Below are 24,235 nucleotides of genomic sequence, written 5' to 3'. Positions count from 1 at the left end.
TGCACCGCCGCGGGTTCTCAGAGGTCTTCTGGCGAGGACAGCCCCAGCTGGGCATGCATGAGTCGGGGATCCCGGAGCGAGAAGGCCTCTGAGGTTCCGCTACCTGCACCGCTACGCGGATTACTACCAAGAACTTCCTTTTTGAAAGGATGGCGGGGTGAGCACTGATTTCGGGCAGCGGATGTCCGCGGGCCAGCGTCGCGCGTTGATCGAGCGGCTGGTGACCGAGCAGGGCGCGGTGCAGGTGGAGGAGCTCGCGGCATCCCTGGCGGTCACCCAGTCCACCATCCGCCGCGACCTCTCGCTGCTGACCGAGCAGGGCAAGCTGGCCCGCACCTACGGCGGCGCGATGCCCGCGACGGCGACCGAACCGTCGCTCGGTCAGCGCACCGCGCTGGCCACCGCGGAGAAGGACCGCATCGCGCGGTGGGCGGCGGCGCGCATCGGCGCGCCGGACACGGTGCTGCTGGACGCCGGGACGACCACCGGCCGCCTCGCCCACCACCTGCGCGACCGCGCCGGGCTGACGGTGATCACCAACGGCATCCCGGTGCTCACGGAGCTGGCCGACGCCGACGCGGTGCAGGTGATCGCGCTGGCGGGGGAGATGCGGCACATCAGCCAGGGCTTCGTCGGACCGCTGGCGGAGCTCACCCTGTCCCGGCTGACGGCCGACAAGGTCTTCCTCGGCGCGGACGGCCTCGATCCGCGGCTGGGCATCTGCGAGGCGAGCCTCCTGCAGACCCGCCTGAAGGAGCAGATGATGGCCCGCGCCCGCGAGGTCTTCGTGCTCGCCGACAGCAGCAAGCTGGGTGCGGCGCCGTTCAACGCCTGGGCCCCGCTGCCGGCGATGTGGACGCTGGTGACGGACGACGGCGCGACCGACGACGACCTGGCGCCGTTCCGGGCGTTGCCGGGCGCCGAGATCGTCGTGGTGTGAGGCGGAAACCGTTGGCAATGAGTCAGATGAGGAACTCGCCGAGCTCGCGGGCGACCGCTTCGGGCTCGTCGAGCATCGAGAGCACGTACGCGCCGGGCACCTCCGCGTAGCGGGCGCGGGGCATGCGGGCGGCGAGGCGGCGGCCGTGCTCCGGGGGCATGACGCGGTTGTCCGGCGACCACAGCACGAGCGCTTCGCCCCGGAACCGGCTCAACGCCTCGGTGTCCCGGATGAGGCTCGGCCCGTCGAACGAGCCCCGGCAGTAGGCGAGGAGGTCGCGACGCACTCCTGGGTCGCGCAGCAGGGGATCGGTCCAGCGTCGGACGAGGTCGTCCGGTACGGGGCGCCGCGCCATCTGGCCGAACAGCGGCGGAAGCCCGCGCAACCAGCCCACCCGGAGTTGGCGCGCCGCGAACCGCAGGCCACCGGGCACCCGGCTCGCGAGCTTCACCATCGCGCCCGGCAGCCCGGGCGGGAAGTTGTCGAACGCCTCGCACGGCAGGAAGACCTGTCGCGCCACGCGGTGGTCGAGGCCGCGCGCGGTCAGCAGCAGAGCGCCTCCCCAGTCGCTGTGCACGAGCGTCACGTCGTCCAGGTCCAGCGCTTCGAGGAAGTCGGCCACCACCCGCACCTGCCCGGCCAGGGTCAGGTCCGCGCCCGGGTTCATCGGCCGCCGGTGTGCGCCGAGCGGCAGGACCGGCCGCACGATCCGCAGGCCGCCGGGCAGGAGCGGGAGCACGCGATCCCACACGGTGTGGTCCATCAGCAGCCCGTGCAGCAGGACCACCGGCGGCCCGGATCCCGTCTCGTCGTACTCGACCGTGCCCGCCGGTATCTCGATGCTGCGCATGCCGCCTCCTAGAATGGTCATTCTAGAGAGACCGTTCTACCATGCTGGGGTGAAGACGGACCAGCGAATCGTGAACGCGATGGCGGAGCTGTTGCGGGTGCAGGGCTACGCCGCCACCGGGATCCAGCAACTGGCCAAGGCATCGGGGGCGCCCACCGGTTCGATCTACCACTTCTTCAAGGGCGGCAAGCGCGACGTCGCGGCCGCCGCGCTGCGCCAGACCGGCGCCACCTACATCGAGCTGCTGCCGCTCCTGCTGGACCGGCACGCCGACCTGGCCACCGGGATCGAGGCGGCGTTCGCCGCCGCGGCCGAAGACCTCGCGCAGACGGGCTGGGCCAACATGTGCCCGGTCGGCACCGTCACCGGCGAGATCGCGGACGTCGAGCCGCAGCTGCGCGAGGTCGCGGACGAGGTGATCGCCTCGTGGATCGACGAGGGCGGCCGCTACCTGGCGAGCAGGGGGCTGTCCGATGCCGACGCCCGCGCCGCGATGTACGCGCTGCTGTCCGCGTTGGAAGGCGGATTCCTCCTGGCCAGGGGGCAGCGCAGCACCGAGCCCCTGCTCGCCGCGGGTCGCGCCATGGCCGCGTACGTGGCGTCGCTGCCGGTGGCGGCCGCGGCGGACGGGTAGGCCGGCCCGCGCGTCAGTCGCGGTGCAGGAAGTCCTGGATCCGCTTGCGGAGGTCCGTTCGGTCGTAGGTGCTCACCAGGGCTCCCGCCATCCGGACCGGGTCGCCGAAGAAGAAGTGCTCGTAGAGGTTCTGGCGGCCGGCGAAGGACGAGGCGCTGGCGTCGAAGGCCAGCTTGAACAGGCGGACCCGCTCCGGGCCGTCGATCGCCTTGCCCTGCAAGTACTTCTGCACGTCCGCCGCCGCCGCGCCGAAGACGTCCTGCTCGCCCGGTAGCGCCATCAGGCCGCTGGCGGCGAACTTGCGGACGATCTCCGGGAACCGCTGCGACGCCTTCGGGTACCAGTTGCGGGCCGTGTTCAGCGGCGCCCACAGCGGGGTGTGCACGCCGAATTCGTTCGTCGTCGCCTGGGACTCCGCCGACTGCAGCAGGGCCTTGCCGATCTCCACCGCGCTGATCACCTCGGCGATGTCCTGCTGGATGTGCTGGAAGCCGTCGATGCCGATGGCGTCGGCCAGTTCCGAGAGCAGCCCCAGGAAGAACTCGCTCTTGGCCACCGTCCGCGTCACCACCTGGTGCGTCATGTGGGTGGTCGCGCCGGTCCGCGAGTAGAAACCGTTGCACAGCTCGGGATCGCGCAGCACGAACACCCGCTCGTAGGGCACGTGCACGTCGTCGAAGACCACGACGCAGTCGCTCTCCTCGAACCGGGACGCCAGCGGCTCGTCGAACGCGCTGCGGTTGCCGTGCAGCGGTTGGCGCGCCACGAAGCGCAGGCCCGGGGTGTCGGTGGGGATGGCGAAGGCGAACGAGTAGGGCTCGTCCTCGGGGGTGCCGCGCAGCACGGTGGACGGGAACACCAGCAGCTCGTCGGAGATCGGGGCGATGGTGGCCAGCATCCGTGCGCCGCGCACGACGATGCCGTTGTCGTCCTCGCGCACCACGTGCGCCATCAGCGCGCCGCCGCCCTGCTGGCCGCCGCTGACGCTCCGGTTGATCTGCGGCGGGATCAGCGTGTGGGTGAGCAGCAGGTCTTCCTCGCGGACCTGCTGGTAGTAGCGCTCGATGTTCTCGCCGAAGGCGGGATCGGCCTGCGCGAACCAGGATTTCGCCCGGCCGAGCGCCATCAGCGAGCTGTTCAGGTAGTCGCCGGTGCGGCCGAGCATGCCGAAGGAGCGGTTCGCCCAGGTGCGGAACGCCTCGCGTCGCCTGGCGAGGTCCGCGGCGTTCTCGGGCACCAGGAACGAGGTGCCCACCCGGTCGCCGGAGGTCGGCGACGGGTAGGTGAGCACGTCCCGGAACTCGGGGCTGACCTGCATGTCGAACAGTTCGGCGTAGCTGCGGGCGACGCCGGCGAACGCGGGGTGGTCCGGGGTGCCGCCGATGGTGGTGTCGCCGTCGATCTGGACGTGGATGCGCCGCCGCGCGAGGTCGTCGAGGTACTGCCGTCCTGAACGAGCGCCCATGGTTCCTCCAGGTCATGCGTGAGTCGGGGTTCCCGCGGTGCAGGCGGTGTCTGCAACTCCCGCAGGGGAGCCGCCACTCGCACCGCTACGAGAAATCTGTTCAGAGCAGGTGTTCCAGGCCGAGGGAGGGTTCGGCGATGGTGACGAAGCGGCCGGCCGCGAAGCCGAGCAGGTCGCCGCCGCGGTAGTCGAAGTCGACGACCTCGCCGATGTGCAACGTGTGGTCGCCCGCTTCGCAGGTCTGCCACGGGTGGCACTCGAAGTGGGCCAGCGCGCCCGCCAGTCGCGGGGCCGCGCCCGCGTCCAGCCAAGCAGGTTCCAGTTGCGGCCGCCCGGCGAAGTGCATGGCCAGCGCCTGCTGCTCCGCGCCGAGCACGTTGATGGTGAACGGCCGGCCGGGCAGCTCGCCGTGCGCCTTGGCGGCGCGCGCAACGCTCACGAGCACCAGCGGCGGGTCCATCGACACGGAGGTGAATGAGTTGGCGGTGAAGCCGTGCCGCCCGGTCGCGCCGTCGAAGGCGACCACCGCGACGCCGGTGGCGAACCTCCCGAGGCAGGAGCGGAATCGGCGGTGGTGGACATCGTCGGGTGAACGCGCCGTTTCCGGTCTTGGCATCTCGACCACCACCTCGTGCTCGACCGCGTTCCGAAGCGTAGTGTTCTATAATCGAATTCGATGTTCCCTATTGGAACGCTAGTGGCGTGTGAGCGGCGGCACAAGGGGTGGGCGGCTATGTTCGCCGACATGGTCGAACGGGCGAAGAACGACGGGGCGCGGTCCCAGACGCTGTCGCGCGGCATCCAGGTGCTGGAGCTGCTCGCCGCGGCGGAACGACCGCGCAGCATCGACGAAATCGCCGCGGACCTCGGCGTGCACCGCTCGATCGTCTACCGGATCGTGCGCACCCTCGAGGATCACCGCCTGGTGGCGCGGGATTCCGCCGGGCGTTGCGCGCCGGGCGCGGGACTGGCGGTGCTGGCGCACGGCGTCGCCCGCGACCTGCAGAGCGTCGCGGTGCCCGAACTCGCCGCCGTGGCAGCGGATTTGGCGATGACCAGCTTCGTGGTGGTGCACGACCACGGCGAGTGCATCACGCTCGCCAGCGTCGAACCCCGGCGCGCGGCCGGGACCGTGGCCGAGCACCCGGGCACCCGGCATCCGCTGGAGCACGGCGCGCCGGGTGTCGCGCTGCTCGTGCTGCTGGGGGCGGAGGGGCTGGGCGAGGACGTCGCGGCGCGCGTGGCCGAGGCCCGTCGGCGGGGGTACGCGACGAGCCGGGACGAGGTGATCCCGGGCCTTTCCTCGGTGGCCGTCCCGATCCCGTCGCGCGGTTCCTGCGCGGCCGTGGCCGTGGTCTACGTGTCGAGCGACCGGGAGCCCGACGAGCTGGCGGAGCGGCTACAGGCCGCCGCGAACGCGATCGGTGCCCAGGTCGGGTGACGGCAGCGTCTTCGGCAGGCCGGGGCGGCGCAGCGCTGCGCACAAGGCCGAAGCGATCAGCGAAAGCACCGCTGCGGCCAGCAGTGCGGCCGGGGATCCCCACTGCGCGACGACGATGGCGGCCAGACCGATGCCGACCACGCCGCTGAGCGCCTTCGCGCTGTAGACCAGCCCGTGCACCTCGGCGCTGCGCTGCTCGCCGAAGTACTCGCGGGCCAGCGCGGCGAACAGCGGGTAGAACGCGCCGCCGCCGATCCCCGCCGCCGTCGCACCGGCGATCACCAGCGCGACCGATTCCTGCGAAACCGCTGCCAGCAGCAGGACCTGACCGATGGCCTGGACCGTTACCACCCAGCGCAGCGTGCGCCGGCAGCCGATCCGGTCGGCGATCGGGATCGCCAGCGCCCGCCCGGCGCCGTTGGTCGCGACGAACGCTGCGGCGGCCGGAGCGGGCGCCAGAGCGGCGGCGAACAGCACCAGGAACGCCGCGTTGAACAGTGAAACCGTTGCGGCGCAGAACAAGCACGCCGCCATCACCGGGAGCACCGGCGTGCGCAGTGCCTCGGCCGCCGAGTACTGCCGCGCTGCCGGTGGTCTGGTGCGGGCCAGGGCCCATTCGCGGGGATCGAGGTGCGCAGGCCACCAGTGCCGCGGCGGGTCGGCCAGCAGCAAGCCGCAGCCGAGCACCGCGGCGAACAGCACGAGCGCGAAGACGTCCAGCGCCGCGGTCACGTTCCACGGCCCGGTGAGCAGGGCGAGGACGAACGGCACCGATCCGTACGCGAATGCTCCGGTGACGAACCCGACCCGCGAGGCGGCGCGCTCGGGGAACCACTTGGCCGCCGTCGAAGTGCACGCGGCGTAGACCAGCCCGGCGCCCGTGCCGCCGAGCACGGAGTACCCGGCGAGCAGGCCAGGAAAGGCGTGCGCGTGCGCCAGGCTCAGCACGCCGAGCGCGCAGAGGAAGGCGCCGGCGATCATCGCCGAGCGCGGGCCGGCGCGGTCGCGCTGCCGCAGGTGCGCCACTGGAAATCCGGCGCCCGCCTGGAAAACCGCCCATCCGGCCAGCGACCAGAACAAGTTGCCGGTGTCGTGGCCGCCGGCGGCCAGCGCGGGAACCGCCGCGCCGTAGGCGTACTGCATGGCTCCGACGAGGAGCATCGGCAGCCAGCACAGCCACAGCACCGTCGCGCGGGAACGCCCGATGAGCTCTCGTGGCACTTCGCCCACCCGGTACCTGCGGCCGTGGTGGTCGCGGACCTCGAGGTTCGGCGTGTGCAAGCCGATCATCGTCCACCGCCCTCTCATGACTGGTCCGCCTCTCCGCGATTCACAGTGGTGGTTGCGTTCAGCCCAATCTCCCGTTACGTGGTTTCTCGTGGCTGGTTTGCGTCACGGTCCCCTGGGGTGCGGTTGAGGAGGGCTGAGGTTGACACAGGGCTCTCATGCCGGCACCAGCCTCAAGCGGTGCGCCCCGGCGTAGACGTTCATGCTGGTGCCGCGCAGGAATCCGACCAGCGTCAAGCCGGATTCCGCGGCGAGGTCCACGGCCAGCGACGAGGGCGCGGAAACGGCGGCCAGCACGGGGATTCCGGCCATCACGGCCTTCTGCACCAGCTCGAAGGACGCCCGGCCGCTGACCACGAGCACCGTCGCGGACAGCGGCAACCGGTCCTCGCGCAGCGCCCAGCCGACGACCTTGTCGACCGCGTTGTGCCGCCCGACGTCCTCGCGCAGGCACAGCAGTTCGCCGTCGAGGCCGAAAAGGCCGGCGGCGTGCAGGCCGCCGGTGCGGTCGAAAACCTTTTGCGCGGCGCGCAATCGGTCGGGGAGCGCGATCAGCACGGCCGGGTCCAGCGGGGCGGGATCGTCGCGGACCGGCCAGGTCGCGACGGTGCGGACCGCGTCGAGGCTCGCCTTCCCGCAGACGCCGCAGGAAGAAGTGGTGTAGAAGTTGCGCTGCAACGAGATCTCCGGCGGGGCCGTGCCGGGCGCGAGCGCCACGTCGAGCACGTTGTAGGTGTTCGCGCCCTCGCTGGTCGCGCCCGCGCAGTAGCGGATGCCCAGCAGGTCGCCGGTGCGGCGCACCGCGCCCTCGGAGACCAGGAATCCGGCCGCCAGGTCGAAGTCGTCGCCGGGCGTGCGCATGGTGATCGTCAGCGGTCGCCCGCCGAGGCGGATCTCCAGCGGCTCCTCGGTGACGAGCGTGTCCGGGCGTGCCCGGCGCGCGCCGTCGCGGAGGCTGATGACAGGTCGTCTGCTAGTCACGCGGCCCACCGGGCATCACCCATCCAGGTGCTACTGATCACATGAGCTTCACTATTCGGACAAATGACGGGATACTGTATGCACGAAGGGAGGTGCATCTGAATGCGGATACTTCGTTCCGTGCTGCGGCATTTCGCCGATCTGCCGCGCGGTTACGCGGCGGACGGGCGCATGCTGGGGCTGGCCACGTCCGCCGCGATCGATTCCAGCCGCGCGGATCGTCAGCGATCCGGCGGCGCGCGGTCCGAACCGGTCGCCCGGGAGCGCTGAGCCGCGGGCGCCGTCATCTCGGGGCACCGCGGGGCAGCAGCCGCTCGTGCACCCACACGAACCCGATCGCGAACCCGACGCTGATCAACGCCTGGTACGCCAGGAAGGCCAGCGGCTGCGGCGGCCAGTCGAACCGCTCGTCCAGGACCAGGCGGGTGCCCACGTCCTGGACGAGCCGGGCGACCGGGAAGGCGATCACCCAGTACAGCGCCACCGGGGCGAAAGCGCCGCCGCGCAACACGCCGTGCTCCCGCAGGGCGCTGCAGCCCGTCCCGAGCGCGGCCAGCGGCAACGCCAGCATCAGGCCGGTGACCGCGGCCCACCCCGGCGGCGCCCCGCCGGCCAGCACGAGCGCCCCGGCGAACAACCCCGCTACCGCCCCGATCACCAGGCCCGGCGCGGACGTCCGGCTGCTGAATGGCATGTCAGCTCACGACCACTCCGTACTCGACGAGGCTGTAGAACAGCATTCCGAGGTAGAACACCGCGCCGAAGCCGATGATCACGTTGCTCCACCACCGCGGCCGGATCGGGCGCGGCAGCATCCGGTTGTTCACCAGCAGCAGCACCACGCAGTAGGCGCCCATCGCGAAGGTGGACAGGAACGCGAGGACGTCCAGGATCGCGCCGGGCCCGTCCGCCGGGCCGAACAGCAGGATCAGGATGCCGAAGGCGATGACGCCCCACAGGAACGCCGCGTACAGGTGCGACATCCGGAAGCGCCGCGCACCCGGCACGAAGTGGTAGGTCATGTCGGCCTGGCCGCGCGAGAACGAGTCGAACAGGCCCAGCGTGGCGTTCAGCCCGATCAGCGCGATGAACCCGAGGAACACCGAGCCCAGCACCGGGCCGCCCGCCGCCGAGAACGCGTCGGCCATCGCGCCCAGCGCGGCCTCCCGCTCCCCGGACTCGATCAGCCCGCGCACGTCGGGGTTCTCCCGCGCAGCGGATTGCGCCAGCACGGTGAACGAGATCGTCACCAGCATGGTGATGCCCCAGAACAGCAGCAGCGCGTCGAAGGTGACCCAGCGCCGCCAGCCCTTCCACTTGCGCATCTCGTCGGGATCGGTGGTGTCGAACATGAACCCGCGGGAGGGCATCGCCTCCTCCTCGCCCGCGTGCCGCAGACCGCGGATGCGGGGGATGTGCGCGCCCATCCCGGCGCCCTTGTCACGCAGGTGCAGCGTGTACCACATCTGCTGCATGCCGGACGGCCCGGCGAAGGCGATCGAGCCCACCACGACCGGGAACCACGACGGCGACATCGCCTCCGCCGGGAAGTACCCGAAGTGGAACATCCCGGTGATGGTGGCGGCCAGGTCCGAGAGGTCGCCGACCATCGCGGCCACCACCGCGGTGCCGACCACCAGCAGCCCGATCAGCACCGACAGCACGTTCTCCAGCAGGTTGTAGATCACCTTGGCCAGCGTGAACACCACGCCGACCAGCAGCAGGCCGACGCACGCCGACACGACCCACGGCACGCCGGTGATCTCCTCCAGAGCCGCCGCGCCCGCCGACAGGTGACCCGGCCAGATGTAGACGGCGATCGCGGTGACGAAGAAGAACCACATCACCGGCTTGGCCACCCGCGCGGCGCCGGAGAAGATGCTCTCGCCGGTGGCCATCGCGTAGCGGGCCATCTCCAGCATCACCACGGCCTGCAGCGTGACCCCGATGAGGAACAGCCAGCGGATCTCGGGGCCGAAGACCAGCACCAGCCTGGGCCACATGTACGACTCGCCCATGCCGACCCCGAGCGCGACCAGGAACACCGTGGGGCCGAGCAGGTGGACCGACGGCGGCGACTCGGGCAGCTTGCGGATCGGCATCGGCTCCAGCCCGCCGGCCCGCCACACCTCGTCCCGTCCTATTACAGGTTCTGGATCTCTCCCGGGCGCTCTCTCAGCGTCCACATCGGACCTCCTTGCCCTGGTTGGACTTCTTCAAGCCGGTGCGATGCCCGCAGGGGAGCGGCGACTTCGCGCGAAATCGCCCACCTGCACCGGACTCAGCCGAGGAGGCCGGCGGCGCGGGCCCACTGGTACTTGGCGCCCAGCACCGCGACGGGCTTCTCGGTCGTGTAGGGGTAGGCGACGATGCCGTGGTCGAAGAGGTATTCGGCGGCCTTCTCGACCTCCGTGTCACCGGCCAGCGACACCACGATGGGCTTGTCGACACCGTCGGCGCGGGCCTCCTCGGCGACCCGCGCGGCGAGTTCCGCGAACACCATCGGCGGGGTGACGATGGTGTGCCAGTAGCCGAGGACCAGCGCGTGGATGCGCGGGTCCCGCAGGCCCAGCCGGATGGTGGCCTCGTAGGTGCTGGGCGGCTCGCCGCCGGTGATGTCGATCGGGTTGCCCGCCGCCCCGAACGGCGGGATGTAGCGCCGGAACTCCTCGTCGAGGTCCGGCGGGATGTCCATCAGCCGCAGCCCGGCCGCCACGCAGGCGTCCGACAGCAGCACGCCGGAGCCGCCCGCGCCGGTGATGATGACGACGTTCTCGCCCTTCGGCGTGGGCAGCACCGGGATGCCGCGCGCGTACTCCAACATCTCGTTGAGCCCGGGCGCTCGGACCACGCCGGACTGCCGCAGGATGTCGTCGTAGACCTTGTCGTTGCCCGCCAGCGCTCCGGTGTGCGAGCTGGCGGCCCGGGCACCGAGATCCGTGCGCCCGGCCTTGAGCACCACGACCGGCTTCTTCTTGGTGACCCGCTGGGCGGCCTCGACGAAGGCCCGGCCGTCCTTGAGGTCCTCCAGGTGCATCGCCACGCAGTGCGTGTTGTCGTCCTGCTCGAAGAACGTCAGCAGGTCGTCCTCGTCCACATCGGACTTGTTGCCGAGCCCGACGATCGCCGACACGCCCATCTTGGTGGTGCGGCTGAAGCCCAGGATGGCCATGCCGATGCCGCCGCTCTGCGACGTCAGGGCCACGCCGCCGCGCACGTCGTAGGGCGTGCAGAACGTCGCGCAGAGGTTCTGCGGCGTGTAGTAGTAGCCGTAGATGTTCGGCCCCAGCAACCGGATCCCGTGCTTGCGCGCGACTTCCACCACCTCCGCCTGCAGCTCGTGGTTGCCGGTCTCGGCGAACCCCGACGGGATCAGCACGGCGGCGGCGATCTGCTTCTGCCCGCATTCCTCCAGCGCCGCGGCCACGAACTTGGCGGGCACGGTGAACACCGCGACGTCGACCTCGCCGGGCACGTCGGTGATGCTGCGGTGGGCCTTGCGGCCCAGGATCTCGTCGGCCTTCGGGTTGACCGGGTGGATCTCGCCCGCGTAGCCGCCGTTGATCAGGTTCTTCATTACCGAGTTGCCGATCTTGCCGTCCTCGTTGGAGGCGCCGATCACGGCCACGCTGCGGGGATTCATCAGCCGTTGCATCGCATGCAGGATCGCCTCCGGCGAATGCCGGACCGGCGGGGCGCTCTCCTTGGTCGCCAGGACGATCCGCACGTCGGCGGCGGTGGCCCCGGCGGCGGTGGCGAACACCGGGTTGAGGTCGAGCTCGGCGATCTCCGGGAAGTCGTGCACCAGGTCCGAGACCCGGCGCAGCACGTCGGCCAGGGCGTCGGCGTCCACCGGCTCGCTGCCGCGCGCGCCGCGCAGCACGTCGGCGGCGGCGATGTCGTCGAGCATCGAGCGCGCCTGCTCCGCGGACAGGGGAGCGAGCCGGAACGTGACGTCCTTGAGGACCTCGACGAGCACCCCGCCGAGGCCGAACGCGACGACCTTGCCGAAGGTCGGATCGGTCGTGGCGCCGACGATCACCTCGTGGCCGCCGACCATCTGCTGCACCTGAACTCCGGCGATCGCCGGGTTGTCGGTGAAGGCGTGCGCATTGGCGAGGACCTGCGCGTAGCCGGCGCGGACCGCCTCGTCGCCGTTGACGTCCACGAGCACGCAACCCGCGTCGGTCTTGTGCAGGATGTCCGGCGAGACGATCTTCAACGCCGCCGGGCCGCCGAACTCCCGCGCCAGCGACACCGCCTCGTCGGCGCTGGTCGCGAGGCCCTCCCCGGCGGTCGGGATGCCGTAGGCGTCGCAAAGCGCCTTCGCCTCCGGCGCGGTGAGCGCCGCCCGGCCTGCCGCCCGGACCGCGTCGAGCACCTCCCGCACGCGGGCACCGTCGTAAGCCATGCTCAGATCACCCCGTTCGACTTCAGCTCGGCCAGTTCGGTTTCGCCGATGCCCAGCCGGTCCCGGAAGATCTCGGCGGTGTGCTCGCCGAGCAGCGGGGAGCGGTCGACCCGCACCGGGGAATCGGACAGCTTGATCGGGCAGCCGACGGTCTTGAACGCGCCGCGCTGCGGGTGGTCGACCGTGACGATCATGTCGTTGGCGGCCAGCGACGCGTCCTCGATGATCTCCTGGGTGGACAGGATCGGCCCGCACGGGATGTTGTGCTCGTTCAGGGCCGCCAGCACGGACCACTTGTCCAGGCCGAGCGTCCACTCCTCGATCATGCTGAACATCTTGTCCAGTTTGGACAGCCGTGCCTCCGGCGTGGCCCAGTCCGGGTCCTCGACCAACTCGGGCCGCCCGATCAGCCGCGCGATCGGCGCCCAGCCCTGCGGCTGCACGATGACGTAGATGTAGTCGTTCGGGCCGCCGGGCTTGCAGCGCACCGCCCAGCCGGGCTGACCGCCGCCGGAGGCGTTGCCCGAGCGCGGCACCTCGTCGCCGAAGGCGGCGTTCGGGTACTCCCGCAGCGGGCCGTGCGCGAGCCGCTGCTGGTCGCGCAGCTTGACCCGGCACAGGTTGAGCACGGCGTGCTGCATCGCCACCGAAACACGTTGCCCCCGGCCGGTTTCCGCCCGCTGCAGCAGCGCGGCGAGGATGCCGGCGACGGTGTGGATGCCGGTGCCGGAGTCGCCGATCTGCGCGCCGGTGGCCAGCGGCGGCCCGTCCTCGAAGCCGGTGGTGCTCATCGACCCGCCCATCGCCTGGGCGACGACCTCGTAGGCCTTGTAGTGCGTGTACGGGCCGTCGCCGAAGCCCTTGATGGAGGCGTAGACCAGCCGCGGGTTGATCTCGCGCAGCCGCTCCCAGCTGAAGCCCATCCGGTCGACGGTGCCGGGCCCGAAGTTCTCCACCAGCACGTCGGAGCCGGCGACGAGTTCCGCGAAGATCTCCTTGCCGCGCTCGGACTTCATGTTCAGCGTGATGCTGCGCTTGTTGCAGTTGAGCATGGTGAAGTACAGGCTGTCGGCGTCGTCGACGTCGCGCAGCTGGCGGCGGGTGATGTCGCCGGTCGGCGCCTCCAGCTTCACCACGTCGGCGCCGAGCCAGGCCAGGATTTGCGTCGCGGACGGTCCGGATTGGACATGCGTCATGTCCAGCACCCGGACACCTTCGAGTGCAGTCATGTCAAGGCCCCTCATTTGTACATGGTCTGGTTCATGGTTCCGGGTGCGTAGACGTCGGGATCGACCCAGACGTTGATCAGCGACGGCAGGCCCGACTCCCTCGCGCGGCGCAGGGCCGGGCCGATCTCGTCGGGGTCGCGGACCTCTTCGCCGTAGCCGCCGAGCATCTGGGCGAACTTGCTGTACTCGACGTCGCCGAGGGTGTTGCCGACCCGGCCGCGGTCCTCGCCGTACTTGGCGATCTGGCCGTAGCGGATCTGGTTCATCGACGAGTTGTTGCCGACGATGCCCACGAACGGCAGGCCGAAGCGCACCATCGTCTCGAAGTCCCAGCCGGTGAGGCTGAACGCGCCGTCGCCGAACAGGCACACCACTTCCTGGTCGGGGCGGGCGTGCTTGGCCGCCATCGCGAACGGCACGCCGACGCCGAGGGTGCCCAGCGGGCCGGGGTCCATCCAGTGCCCGGGCGCCTTGGGCTGGATGACCTGGCCGGAGAAGGTGACGATGTCGCCGCCGTCGCCGATGTAGATGGAATCCTCGGTGAGGAACTCGTTGATCTCGTGCACCAGCCGGTACGGGTCGATGGGGGAGGCCGTGGAGTGCTGGCGCGGCAGCCGCTTCTCGTAGGCCGCGGTCTCGACCTCCCGCAGCTCCTGCACCCACCCCTTCCGGCCGCTCGCGCCGTTGTCCAGCCGCCCGGAGGTGGCCTGGGCGAGCGCGGTGAGCACCGCGTCGGCGTCGCCGACGATGCCCAGGTCGATGTCGCGGTTGCGGCCGACGGTGCGGTAGTCCAGGTCGATCTGCACCACGGTGGCCTCGGGCGAGAGCCGGCGGCCGTAGCCCATCCGGAAGTCGAACGGGGTGCCCAGGATGATGATCAGGTCGGCGTTGTCGAAGGCGTAGCGGCGGGCGAGCTGGAAGTGCAGCGGGTCGCCGGGCGGCAGCGTGCCGCGCCCGGCGCCGTTGCAGAACGCGGGCAGGTTCAGCTCGCGGACCAGCTGCACCGCCGAGTCCGTCGCCCGGCAGGTCCAGGTCTGGCTGCCCAGCAGGATGCACGGCTTCTCCGCCTTGACCAGCAGGTCGGCCAGCTTCTCGACGGCGTCCGGATCGCCTGCGGAGCGGGTGGTGGCGCGGTATCCGCCCGCGCCGGGGATGCGCGCCTTCGCCAGCGGCACCGACCCGTCGAGGATGTCGCGCGGGATCTCCAGGAACGACGGGCCGGGCGCGCCGTGGAAGCACTCCCGGAACGCCATCGACACCATGTCGGCGACGCGTTCGGTGTGCGGCACGGTGGCGGCGAACTTGGTGATCGGGTTCATCATGTCGACGTGCGGCAGGTCCTGCAGCGAGCCCATCTTGTGCTGCGACAGCGCGCCCTGCCCGCCGATGAGCAGCATCGGGCTCTCGGCCCGGAACGCGTTGGCCACGCCGGTGACCGCATCGGTGGTGCCGGGGCCGGCGGTGACCACGGCGCAGCCGGGGCGGCCGGTGATCCGCGCGTAGCCGTCGGCGGCGTGCGCGGCGACCTGCTCGTGCCGGACGTCGATCACGTCGATGCCCTCGTCGACGCAGCCGTCGTAGATGTCGATGATGTGCCCGCCGCAGAGCGTGAAGATGGTGTCCACGCCTTCGGCCTTGAGCGCCTTGGCTACGAGGTGACCGCCGGAGATCAGCTCGGTTTCGCCTGCTTGGTCGGGTGTCGTCTGGGCCATCTGCGCTCTCCTCCAAGCCGGTGCCTACGGTCGGCTCCATACTGCATACCGTATGAGGTGCTCTTCAGGCTTACCGCAGAACCAGGTGGGTGTCCATAGCCGGATCCGGCTCTCCGCGTGGCCCACATTGTCCACAATGGAATTTTTCGACGGAGTTCGCGCTGGTCAGGCGATTGCCGTGGGGTGATCGGGCGTATTGCGGAATGAGGCGAGGTCGGCGCAATCTTGCCGCAAGTGTCACATACTGTATACACTGCCTGGCGGTGGTCGCCCCGGAGTCGCCGCTGAACGGGCCGGTGAGCACGGGATTCCCGCAGTGGGCAGCCGTTCGGTAGCGGCTCTCCCGCTCGAAATCGGAAACGCCGACCGCGGCCGCCCGCTTCTGCCGAACGCCGGAATGCGTTGTTGCAGAAGAGAACCCGCTCGACCTTCGGTATCGAGGAGGCGGCAGGAATGGGGTACACGAGGCTGACCGAGCCCCTGGTGCGCGACGGCGGCGACCTGCGGCCCGCGTCGTGGGAGGAAGCGCTCGACCGGGCCGCCGGGGGAATCGCGCGCACCGTCGAGGAGCGCGGGCCGGACGCCTTCGGCGTCTTCTCCTGCGCCCGCGCCACCAACGAGATGAACTACGTGGCGCAGAAGTTCGCGCGCGCCGTGATCGGCACCAACAACGTCGACTCCTGCAACCGGACCTGCCACGCGCCGAGCGTGGCGGGCCTGGCGCAGGTCTTCGGCAGCGGCGGCGGCACGTCGTCCTATCAAGAGATCGAGGACGCCGACCTGATCGTGCTGTGGGGCTCCAACGCCCGCGAGGCGCACCCGATCTTCTTCCACCACGTGCTCAAGGCCGTCAACCGCGGCGCCAAGCTGTACGTGGTGGACCCGCGGCGCACCAGCACCGCGAAGTGGGCGCACCGGTGGCTGCAGCTGCACGTCGGCACCGACATCGCGCTGGCGCACGCGATCGGCCGGGAGATCATCGCGTCCGGGCTGGTCAACCGCTCCTTCATCGACCGCGCCACCGGCGGTTTCGACGCCTACGCCGCCGACGTGCGGCAGTGGACGCCGGAAGTCGCGGCGCTGGAAACGGGAGTGCCCGCCGAGCTCATCGAGGAACTCGCCCACGCCTACGCGCGCGCCGACCGCGCCCAGCTGTGCTGGACGCTGGGCATCACCGAGCACCACAACGGCACCGACAACGTGCTGTCGCTGATCAACCTGTCCCTGCTGACCGGGCACGTCGGCCGCTACGGCAGCGGCCTGAACCCGTTGCGCGGCCAGAACAACGTGCAGGGCGGCGGCGACATGGGCGCGATCCCCAACCGGCTGCCCGGCTTCCAGGACATCCTCTCGCCCGAGGTCCGCGAGCGGTTCGACGCGGCCTGGGGATCGAGCATCCCGCCGCGCTACGGCTGGCACCTGACCCAGATGTTCGAGGCGATGGACCGCGGCGACCTCACCGCGGTGTACGCGATCGGCGAGAACCCGGTGCAGTCCGAGGCCGACTCCGGCCGCACCCTCAAGCGGATGCGGAACCTGGAACACCTGGTGGTGCAGGACATCTTCCTCACCAAGACCGCGCAGCAGGCACATGTCGTGCTGCCCGCCTCGGCGGCCTGGTGCGAGACGGACGGCACCTTCACCAACAGCGAGCGGCGGGTGCAGCGGGTGCGCAAGGCGCTGGATCCGCCCGGTGGGGCGCGCAACGACATCGACATCATCTGCGAGATCGCGCGGCGCCTCGGCCACGACTGGCACTACGACACCGCCGAGCAGGTGTGGGAGGAGGTGCGGGCGCTCTCGCCGATGCACCACGGCATGTCCTACGAGCGGCTCGCGGAGCTCGGCGGCATCCAGTGGCCCTGCTTCTCCGAGGATTCGCTGGAACCGACCTACCTGCACAGCAGGCTGTGGGCGGACGACCCGATCGCGCGCGGCGAGCCTGCGGTGTTCGCGCCGGTGCGGCACAGCCCGCCGGTCGACGAGCTCAGCGAGGAGTACCCGCTGCGGCTGACCACCGGCCGCCGGCTGGACTCCTACAACACCGGGGTGCAGTCGCAGGGCTTCAACTCGCCGATGCGGCGCGGCGAAACCCTCGACCTGTGCCCGGACGACGCCGAGGCGTTGGGCGTGGCGGAGGGGGAGCGTGTGCAGATCTCCTCGCGCCGCGGCTCGATCGTCGCGCCGGTCCGGCTGGACGCCGGGCTCCGGCCGGGCCTGGCGTTCATGACGTTCCACTTCCCGGACGAGGTGGACGTCAACCTGATCACCATCGAGGCCACCGACCCGGTGGCGGGCACGGCCGAGTACAAGGCCGCGGCGATCCGCGTCGACAAGCTGCCGGCCGGAGCCCACCAGGAGGCGCTGTGGATCTGAAGCTGCTCAACGCCGCACCGACGGATGCCGAGCGTGCGGCGGTGGACGCGCTGCTCGGCCCGCCCGGCGGCAACGGGCACGGCCCGCCGGCGGGCCGGGATCAGCTGCTGCCCGCGCTGCACGCCGTCAACGACCGGATGGGCTGGATCAGCACGGGCGCGTTGAACCACATCTGCGAACGGCTGGCCATCCCGCCTGCCGATGCCTACGGCGTGGCCAGCTTCTACGCGCTGTTCGCGCTGGGCCCGCGCCCGCCGCGGGTGGTGCACGTCTGCGACGACCTGGCTTGCAAGGCGGGCGGATCGGCACAGGTGTGCGCGGCGCTGGAGGCTTCGCTGGGCGCAGCAGGAAAGGATCACGACGGCGTGATGTGGCTGCGTAGCCCGTGCCTCGGCGTGTGCGAGCGCGCTCCGGCCGCACTGGCGTTCCAAGCCGGTGACCCGGCCCGCGCGCAACTGGTCGCCCCGGTCACCAGTGAGTCCACTGTGGATCTGGCGGGAACCGGTCCGGTCGACGGTGATCGCGAGCCGCCGGTGCGGGACTCGGTGCCGCAGGCCGGCGATCCGCGGCTGCGCCTGCTGCGCCGGATCGGCGTGGTCGACCCGGAAAGCCTGGACGACTACCGGGCGCACGGCGGCTACGAGGCGCTCCGGAGAGCCCTGGACCTCGGTGCGGCCGAGGTGATCCGGCAGCTCACCGAGGCGCGGCTGACCGGGCGTGGCGGCGCGGCGTTCCCGACCGGCCGCAAGTGGGAGGCCACCGCGGGCCAGCCGGCGCGACCGCACTACCTGGTGTGCAACGCCGACGAGAGCGAACCGGGCACCTTCAAGGACCGGGTGGTCATGGAGGGCGATCCGTTCGCCGTGATCGAGGCGATGACCATCGCCGGCTTCGCCACCGGCTGTGCCCGCGGCTACCTCTACATCCGCGGCGAGTACCCGCGGGCCACCCGCCGCCTGCGGAACGCGATCGCCCAGGCCCGCGAGCGCGGCCTGCTCGGTCGCGGCATCCTCGGCCGGGACGGCTTCGACTTCGACATCGAGCTGCGCCGCGGCGCGGGCGCTTACATCTGCGGCGAGGAGACCGCGATCTTCAACTCGATCGAGGGCTACCGAGGCGAGCCGCGCAGCAAGCCGCCGTTCCCGGTGGAGCGCGGCCTGTTCGGCAAGCCGACCGTGGTCAACAACGTCGAGACGCTGATCAACGTGCCGCTGATCCTGACCGGCGGCGGAGCGGAGTACGCGCGCACCGGTACGGAACAGTCGACCGGGACGCGGCTGTTCTGCCTCTCCGGCAGCGTGCGGCGGCCGGGCGTCTACGAGGTCGCGTTCGGCACGACCCTGCGCGAACTGCTGGAGCTGGCCGGTGGAGTGCGCGACGGGCGGCGGCTGCGCGCGGTGCTGCTCGGCGGCGCGGCGGGCGGGTTCGTCGGGCCTGACCGGCTGGACCTGCCGCTGAGCCTGGAAGCCGTGCGGGAGGCCGGCGCCACGCTGGGGTCCGGGGTGGTGCTGGTCTTCGACGACACCGCCGACCTGCCCGCGTTGTTGCTGCGCATCGCCGCGTTCTTCCGCGACGAGTCGTGCGGGCAGTGCGTGCCGTGCCGGGTCGGCACGGTGCGGCAGGAGGAGGCGTTGCAGCGGCTCGCGCGGGGCCGTGGCGACGGCGTGGACGACCTCGCGCTGCTGCGCGAAGTCGGCCAGGTGATGCGGGATTCGTCCATCTGCGGGCTCGGGCAGACGGCCTGGAACGCGGTGGAGTCCGCAGTGGAGCAACTCGGCGCGTTCGCAGCTGGAGGGTCGCATGAGTGACGATTTCACCGCCGCCCGAGCGGATGCCGGGGGAGATGCGGCATGACCGCCGTCGACATCGGGCTTCCGCGCCGCCTGGTCGAGTTCACCTTGGACGGTCGCACCGTCAGCGTGCCGGAGGGCTCGACGATCCTGGACGCGTGCACGGCGCTGGGCATCTCGATCCCCACGCTGTGCTGGGGCGACACGCTGCAACCCCGCAACGCCTGCCGGGTCTGCATGGTGGAGGTCGAGGGCTCGCGCACGCTGGTGCCGTCGTGCTCGCGGCAGGTCGCGCCCGGCATGGTGGTGAGCACCGACTCCGAGCGCACCCGGCGCAGCCGCAAGGTGGTGCTGGAACTGCTGGCGTCCTCGGCGGATCTGTCGACCACGCCGCAGGTCGGCGAGTGGATGGCCGAGTGCGGCGCGCGGCCGGAGCGGTTCGGCCCGCCGGAGCCGCCCGCCGACGACCACGACGAACGCCGGCCGGGAGAGCACGAGGAGCCGGACGGCAGCGCGGCCGCGACGGTGCGGCAGGACGCGAAGGTCGACAACGACCTCTACGTCCGCGACTACGGCAAGTGCATCCTCTGCTACAAGTGCGTGGACGCCTGCGGGCAGCAGTGGCAGAACACTTTCGCCATCGCGGTCGCCGGGCGCGGCTTCGACGCGCGGATCTCCACCGAGTTCGCCCGGCCGCTGCCGGAATCCGCCTGCGTCTACTGCGGGAACTGCATCGAGGTCTGCCCGACCGGCGCGTTGAGCTTCAAGACGGAGTTCGACATGCGCGGCGAGGGAACCTGGGACGAGTCGCGGCAGCAGCAGACCACGACGGTGTGCACGTTCTGCGGCGTCGGCTGCAACCTCACGCTGCACACGCAGGACAACGAGATAGTCCGGGTCACCTCGCCGCACGACAGCTCGGTCGGCCACGGCAACCTGTGCATCAAGGGCCGGTTCGGCTGGCAGCACGTGCAGAACCGGGAGCGCAAGGGCGAGCCGTGACCGGTTCCGCCTGCCCGATCCGCTACTTGTCGCGGGGCTTCGCGCGGGTGTGCATCCGCTCGCCCTGCGGCCCGAACAGGCTGAGGATCTCCACCGGCGCCTCACCGGTGCTGCCGAACCAGTGCGGCAGCCGCGTGTCGAACTCGGCCGCCTCGCCGACCTTGAGCACGACGTCGTGGTCGGCGAGCACCAGCCGCAGCTTGCCGTTGAGCACGTACAGCCACTCGTAGCCCTCGTGCGTCCGGGGGTCGGGGTCGCTGCGGTCGGCACCGATGACCATCTTGAAGGCCTGCAGGCCGCCGGGGTGCTGGGTGAGCGGTACCACCGTCATGTCGTGCTGCCGGATCGGCTTCAACCGCACCCGGGGATCGCCGACCGGCGGGGCGCCGACGAGCTCGTCCAGCGGCACCTGGTGGGCGTTGGCGATCGGCAGCAGCAGCTCCAGGCTGGGCTTGCGCTGCCCGGACTCCAGCCGGGACAGCACGCTGATCGAGATCCCGGTCGTCTCCGACAGCGCCGCGAGGGTGCAGTTGCGCTCCTGGCGGATGCGTTTGAGCCGCGGTCCGACGGCGGCGAGGACGTCTTCCATGTCCTTATTGCAGAAACAGCAACAAGGTTTGTCAAGTTCGCCGGGCCGGGCGCATGGTGGGTGCCATGAGGTCGGAAACGGTAGACGTACTGGTCATCGGCGGTGGCGCCGCCGGGTTGAACGCCGCGCTCGTGCTTTCGCGGGCCCGCCGCCGGGTGCTCGTGGTCGACTCGGGCGAGCCGCGCAACGCGCCGGCGCACCAGGTGCACGGATTCATCTCGCGGGACGGCACGCCGCCGGCGGAACTGCTGGCCACCGGTCGAGCGGAGGTCGAGAGCTACGGCGGCCGCGTCGAGGCCGGCGAGGTGCGCGCGGTGCGGCGCGACGGCGGGGAGTTCGACGTCGAGCTGGCCGATCGCGTGGTGCGGGCGCGCCGGTTGATCGTGGCGACCGGACTGCGCGACGAGCTCCCGGAGGTCCCCGGCCTGCGGGAACGCTGGGGGCAGGACGTGCTGCACTGCCCGTACTGCCACGCCTGGGAGGTCCGCGACCAGCGGTTCGGCGTGCTCGGCTGGCAGCAGGGGGCCGTGCATCAGGCCCTGCTGGTGCGGCAGTGGTCGGACGACGTGGTGTTCTTCGCCGAGACCCTGGACGACGACAGCCGCGCGAAGCTGATCGCGCGCGGCGTCCGGATCGTCGACGGCGCGGTCGGCGGCCTGGAGGTGGCGGGCGACGAGCTGCGCGGCGTGCGGCTGGCGGACGGGACCGTCGAGGCGCTGACCGTGCTGTTCGTGCCGCCCCGGTTCGTGCCCAACGACGCGTTGCTGACCGGGCTGGGCTGCGAGCGCGGCGACGACGGCTGGGTGCGGGTCGATCAGGGCGGGCTGACCAGCGTGCCGGGGGTGTGGGCCGTCGGCAACGTGGTGGACCCGCGTGCCCAGGTGGTGAACGCGGCGGCGGCCGGCGGGAAGGCCGCGATCGCGGTGAACGGGGATCTGGTGGAAGCGGACTTGCTGGAGGTGGCGCGGTGAAGGACGTCGACTGGGCGGCGATGGCCGACATGCTGGAGCAGGAGGGCGAAACGCACGACCCGTACGTGCGGCAGGCCATCGGGGAACTGGAACACCTTGCGCCGCAACGGATCCTGGACATCGGCAGCGGTCCGGGGGTGGCGGCCTGCCTGCTGGCGGCGGCGTTCCCGAAAGCCGAGGTCACGGCCGTGGACGGGACGCCTGAACTGCTGGCGCGGGCCGAGCGGCGGGCCGAGCGGTCCGGCGTCGAGGTGCGCACGCGGGTGGCCGAGTTCCCGGCGGGCCTGGACGGCCTGGAACCGGCGGACCTGGTGTGGTCGGGGCAGGTCGTGCACCACGTCGGCGATCAGCAGGCCGCGCTGGACCGGCTGGCCGGGCTGCTCCTCGCGCCCGGCGGGGTGCTGACCATCGTCGAAGGCGGGCTGCCGGAGCGCTGGCTGCCGCGCGACCTCGGTTTCGGGCGTCCCGGCCTGCAGACCCGGCTGGACGCGGTCACGGCGGACCGGTTCGCCCAGATGCGGGCCGAGCGGCCCGGATCGGTGCGGGTGCTGGAGGACTGGCCCGGCATGCTGCGCGCGGCGGGCCTCACCGACACGCGCAGCAAGACCTTCCTCGTCGACCACCCCGCGCCCCTGGCCGACGGGCCGCGACGGTTCGTGCGCCGGGTGCTGGAGCGTCAGCGCGGGGCTTTCGCCGAGGTCCTGGACCCCGAGGACGTGGCCACGTTGGACAGGCTGCTGACCCGGCCGATCCGGCGGGCATCGACCGGCGGCAGGACCTGTTCCTGCTGACCGCCAAAACGGTGCACTTCGGCCGCAGGCCGGAATCCTGATGCGCGCTCCGGGTGGCTAACGCGACCCGGAGCGCTCGTCGAGCGGGGTCGGCTGCCAGGCGCGGGCGAGCTGGTCGCGCAGCAGCGCCTCGGGGCTGTCGTCGTCGCCGTTGAGCCGGTCGTCGAGCAGGATGGCAGTGTCGCAACGGGCGAGCACGAGTCCTCTCGCGACGACGTCCTCGCCGTACCCCGCTCGCTCGGCGATGCGGGCGGCGGCGGGTGCGCCGACCGAGATGACGAGCCCCGCGACATCCGTTGCCGGATCGCCTGTTTCGGCGTCCGTCCAGTCCAGCACGCCGGAAATCGCGCCGGATTCGTCGACGAGCAGGTGTTCACCCTTCAAGTCGGCGTGCAGCAGGACCTGCGCCCGGGGCGGGCCGGCCGGCAGGGCAAGCCGCTCCGGGGCGCATTCCGCCCGCAGCCGGTCCTGCGCGGCGAGCCGGTCGGCAGCGGCCGCCGCTTCACGCACCAGCTCGGGGACATCGCGCTCGGCAGCGGTCGGGACGCCCAGCCCGGCGGCGGTGGCGATGGGCACCGCCCGCAGCCCGGACAGCATCACCGCCAGATCCCGTTCGCCTGCCGCGGACACCGGCCGTGCCTCCGCGGAAGTTCCGGGCAGGCGTTCGTCCACTGTGAACGCCAGGCCGGGTGCCCATTCGCCGGCGGCCGCCGAGCGGGGCAGCGCCACGCCGATGCGGTCGCGGAGCAGGTCGCGGACCGCGAGCTCGCGGCGTTGCCGGCGCGTCGATCCGGCGTCCGCGGCGAACCGCGCCACGTGCCGTTCGCCCACCGACCACGACAGGTGCTCCCCGCCCTCGTCGATCGGGCGCACCGCGAGCGGGCCGCGCAGCGCCAACGCATCCGCGACCAGCGAAGCCACCTGCCGCGCGGTCAAGTTCGTCGAGGCCGTCACGCCGACTCAGCCCTCGGAGTTCTGCGCCAGGTAGGTCTCGCGGGTGTGCTCGGTGTGCTCGCGCATCAGCCGGGCCGCCCGGTCGGCCTCGCCCTTGCTGATCGCGTCGATCAGGGCCGAGTGCTCGTCCCAGGACTTCTTGCCCCGGGACTTGGCCACCGGGGTGTGGTACCAGCGGACCCGGCGGGCCACCTGGGCCGCGATCTCCTTGAGGATCTTGTTGCCGGACATCTCGGTGATCAGGTGGTGCAGTTCGGCGTTGGCCGCGACCACCTCGTCGACGTCGTCGGACTTGAGGGCCTGGACGCCGCGCTTGTAAACCTGCTTGAGGCCGGCCACGCCCTCCTTGGTCGAGTTCAGCGCCGCCAGCCGGGCGGACTCGGCCTCCAGCAGCGTGCGGACGCTCAGCAGCTGGTCGGCCTCGTCCGGGGTGGGGCTGTGCACGAACGCGCCGTAGCCCGGCCGCAGGTCGACCCATTCGTCCTTCTTCAGCCATTGCAGCGCTTCGCGCACCGGCTGCCGGGAAACGCCGAGCAGCTCGGCGAGTTCCTTCTCGACCAGGTGCTGGCCGGGCTTGAGCTCGCCGGTGATGATGAGTTCCAGGATGGCTTCGTAGACGGTTTCCCGGAGCGGGACCGGGCGCGCGACCTGGCGCGCGGCGATGCCCTGCGGCAGTTTCGAGGTCAGCGACATGCGGTCAACTCCGGGGCTGGGCCAGGTCCGTCCGGCGGTCCTGGTCGGTTGGTGCGCTTGCGGTCGGCGGCGGGTGTTTTGCCCGATGGCTTTAGCATACAGTATGCGTCGCTCCGGAA

At 71.3% G+C, this 24,235-nt stretch carries 22 protein-coding genes; 9 read left to right on the top strand and 13 right to left on the bottom strand.

Annotated elements, in window-relative coordinates; translation table 11 throughout:
* Positions 1–157 precede the first annotated feature (157 nt).
* On the top strand, positions 158–940 hold the full coding sequence (locus AB0H93_RS07070; RefSeq protein ID WP_358568711.1) for a DeoR/GlpR family DNA-binding transcription regulator: 783 nt from the start codon (positions 158–160) through the stop codon (positions 938–940).
* Between the two features lie 22 nt (positions 941–962).
* Here the strand turns inward: AB0H93_RS07070 and AB0H93_RS07065 are convergent, their stop codons facing one another.
* Positions 963–1,790 (bottom strand): alpha/beta hydrolase, encoded by an 828-nt coding sequence (locus AB0H93_RS07065; protein ID WP_358568708.1) that lies wholly within the window; start codon positions 1,788–1,790, stop codon positions 963–965.
* 49 nt (positions 1,791–1,839) lie between these two features.
* Here AB0H93_RS07065 and AB0H93_RS07060 point away from each other — a divergent pair, with 49 nt between their 5' ends.
* Positions 1,840–2,424 carry a TetR/AcrR family transcriptional regulator gene (locus tag AB0H93_RS07060; protein WP_358568706.1) on the top strand — a complete coding sequence of 195 codons (585 nt, stop codon included), beginning with the start codon at positions 1,840–1,842 and terminating at the stop codon, positions 2,422–2,424.
* Positions 2,425–2,437: 13 nt separating this feature from the next.
* Here the strand turns inward: AB0H93_RS07060 and hpaB are convergent, their stop codons facing one another.
* Positions 2,438–3,889 (bottom strand): 4-hydroxyphenylacetate 3-monooxygenase, oxygenase component, encoded by a 1,452-nt coding sequence (gene hpaB / locus AB0H93_RS07055; RefSeq protein WP_358568703.1) that lies wholly within the window; start codon positions 3,887–3,889, stop codon positions 2,438–2,440.
* Positions 3,890–3,989: 100 nt separating this feature from the next.
* Entirely contained in the window at positions 3,990–4,505 is a 516-nt protein-coding gene (locus AB0H93_RS07050; RefSeq protein ID WP_358568700.1) for a flavin reductase family protein, read from the bottom strand.
* A 129-nt stretch (positions 4,506–4,634) separates the two neighbouring features.
* On the opposite strand from AB0H93_RS07050, the gene AB0H93_RS07045 reads away from it, so the two are divergent.
* Complete coding sequence (locus tag AB0H93_RS07045; protein ID WP_358568697.1) at positions 4,635–5,330, top strand: helix-turn-helix domain-containing protein; 696 nt, start codon at positions 4,635–4,637, stop codon at positions 5,328–5,330.
* Here AB0H93_RS07045 and AB0H93_RS07040 read toward each other — a convergent pair.
* Complete coding sequence (locus AB0H93_RS07040) at positions 5,289–6,620, bottom strand: MFS transporter (RefSeq protein WP_358568694.1); 1,332 nt, start codon at positions 6,618–6,620, stop codon at positions 5,289–5,291. The genes AB0H93_RS07045 and AB0H93_RS07040 overlap by 42 nt on opposite strands.
* 153 nt (positions 6,621–6,773) lie before the next feature.
* Positions 6,774–7,607, bottom strand: a complete 834-nt coding sequence (gene fdhD / locus AB0H93_RS07035) for a formate dehydrogenase accessory sulfurtransferase FdhD (protein WP_358568691.1) — start codon at positions 7,605–7,607, stop codon at positions 6,774–6,776.
* A gap of 93 nt (positions 7,608–7,700) precedes the next feature.
* Between fdhD and AB0H93_RS07030 the strand changes: the two genes are divergently transcribed.
* Positions 7,701–7,868 (top strand): hypothetical protein, encoded by a 168-nt coding sequence (locus AB0H93_RS07030; protein ID WP_358568688.1) that lies wholly within the window; start codon positions 7,701–7,703, stop codon positions 7,866–7,868.
* A gap of 13 nt (positions 7,869–7,881) precedes the next feature.
* Here AB0H93_RS07030 and AB0H93_RS07025 read toward each other — a convergent pair whose 3' ends face one another.
* The 5 genes from AB0H93_RS07025 to AB0H93_RS07005 form a co-directional block, all read right to left on the bottom strand.
* The gene (locus AB0H93_RS07025) at positions 7,882–8,292 is read right to left on the bottom strand and encodes a hypothetical protein (RefSeq protein WP_358568685.1); all 411 of its coding nucleotides are present in this window, start codon (positions 8,290–8,292) and stop codon (positions 7,882–7,884) included.
* Between the two features lies 1 nt (position 8,293).
* Positions 8,294–9,700 carry an Nramp family divalent metal transporter gene (locus AB0H93_RS07020; protein WP_358568682.1) on the bottom strand — a complete coding sequence of 469 codons (1,407 nt, stop codon included), beginning with the start codon at positions 9,698–9,700 and terminating at the stop codon, positions 8,294–8,296.
* Positions 9,701–9,879: 179 nt separating this feature from the next.
* Positions 9,880–12,009 (bottom strand): acetate--CoA ligase family protein, encoded by a 2,130-nt coding sequence (locus AB0H93_RS07015; protein ID WP_358568679.1) that lies wholly within the window; start codon positions 12,007–12,009, stop codon positions 9,880–9,882.
* Positions 12,010–12,011: 2 nt separating this feature from the next.
* Positions 12,012–13,238 (bottom strand): formyl-CoA transferase, encoded by a 1,227-nt coding sequence (gene frc / locus AB0H93_RS07010; RefSeq protein ID WP_358568676.1) that lies wholly within the window; start codon positions 13,236–13,238, stop codon positions 12,012–12,014.
* 11 nt (positions 13,239–13,249) lie between these two features.
* On the bottom strand, positions 13,250–14,950 hold the full coding sequence (locus AB0H93_RS07005) for a thiamine pyrophosphate-binding protein (RefSeq protein ID WP_358568673.1): 1,701 nt from the start codon (positions 14,948–14,950) through the stop codon (positions 13,250–13,252).
* A 453-nt stretch (positions 14,951–15,403) separates the two neighbouring features.
* Here AB0H93_RS07005 and AB0H93_RS07000 point away from each other — a divergent pair, with 453 nt between their 5' ends.
* Genes AB0H93_RS07000 through AB0H93_RS06990 form a run of 3 tightly spaced genes read left to right on the top strand, consistent with a single transcriptional unit; the run spans position 15,404 to position 20,118 of the window.
* Entirely contained in the window at positions 15,404–17,326 is a 1,923-nt protein-coding gene (locus AB0H93_RS07000; RefSeq protein WP_358568670.1) for a molybdopterin-dependent oxidoreductase, read from the top strand.
* Positions 17,317–19,134: an NAD(P)H-dependent oxidoreductase subunit E gene (locus AB0H93_RS06995; protein WP_358568667.1), complete on the top strand. Its 1,818-nt coding sequence runs from the start codon at positions 17,317–17,319 to the stop codon at positions 19,132–19,134. Before AB0H93_RS07000 ends, AB0H93_RS06995 begins: the two co-directional genes overlap by 10 nt.
* A gap of 42 nt (positions 19,135–19,176) precedes the next feature.
* On the top strand, positions 19,177–20,118 hold the full coding sequence (locus AB0H93_RS06990) for a 2Fe-2S iron-sulfur cluster-binding protein (RefSeq protein ID WP_358568664.1): 942 nt from the start codon (positions 19,177–19,179) through the stop codon (positions 20,116–20,118).
* Positions 20,119–20,140: 22 nt separating this feature from the next.
* Here AB0H93_RS06990 and AB0H93_RS06985 read toward each other — a convergent pair whose 3' ends face one another.
* A complete protein-coding gene (locus AB0H93_RS06985; protein ID WP_132484230.1) occupies positions 20,141–20,707 on the bottom strand; it encodes an XRE family transcriptional regulator in 567 nt (188 codons plus the stop codon).
* Positions 20,708–20,760: 53 nt separating this feature from the next.
* On the opposite strand from AB0H93_RS06985, the gene AB0H93_RS06980 reads away from it, so the two are divergent.
* Positions 20,761–21,678 carry an NAD(P)/FAD-dependent oxidoreductase gene (locus AB0H93_RS06980; protein ID WP_358568660.1) on the top strand — a complete coding sequence of 306 codons (918 nt, stop codon included), beginning with the start codon at positions 20,761–20,763 and terminating at the stop codon, positions 21,676–21,678.
* Positions 21,675–22,469, top strand: a complete 795-nt coding sequence (locus AB0H93_RS06975) for a methyltransferase (RefSeq protein WP_358568657.1) — start codon at positions 21,675–21,677, stop codon at positions 22,467–22,469. The genes AB0H93_RS06980 and AB0H93_RS06975 overlap by 4 nt, the downstream gene beginning before the upstream one ends.
* Positions 22,470–22,526: 57 nt before the next feature.
* Here AB0H93_RS06975 and AB0H93_RS06970 read toward each other — a convergent pair whose 3' ends face one another.
* Both AB0H93_RS06970 and AB0H93_RS06965 read right to left on the bottom strand, forming a co-directional pair.
* The gene (locus AB0H93_RS06970) at positions 22,527–23,423 is read right to left on the bottom strand and encodes an aminoglycoside phosphotransferase family protein (protein ID WP_358568654.1); all 897 of its coding nucleotides are present in this window, start codon (positions 23,421–23,423) and stop codon (positions 22,527–22,529) included.
* A 6-nt stretch (positions 23,424–23,429) separates the two neighbouring features.
* On the bottom strand, positions 23,430–24,116 hold the full coding sequence (locus tag AB0H93_RS06965) for a GntR family transcriptional regulator (RefSeq protein ID WP_358568651.1): 687 nt from the start codon (positions 24,114–24,116) through the stop codon (positions 23,430–23,432).
* Positions 24,117–24,235 lie beyond the last annotated feature (119 nt).

Origin of the sequence: Saccharopolyspora sp. NPDC050642, from assembly GCF_040654735.1 — a bacterium.
Taxonomy (GTDB): Bacteria; Actinomycetota; Actinomycetes; order Mycobacteriales; family Pseudonocardiaceae; genus Saccharopolyspora; species Saccharopolyspora elongata.
This window is presented reverse-complemented; position numbering and strand designations above follow the sequence as displayed.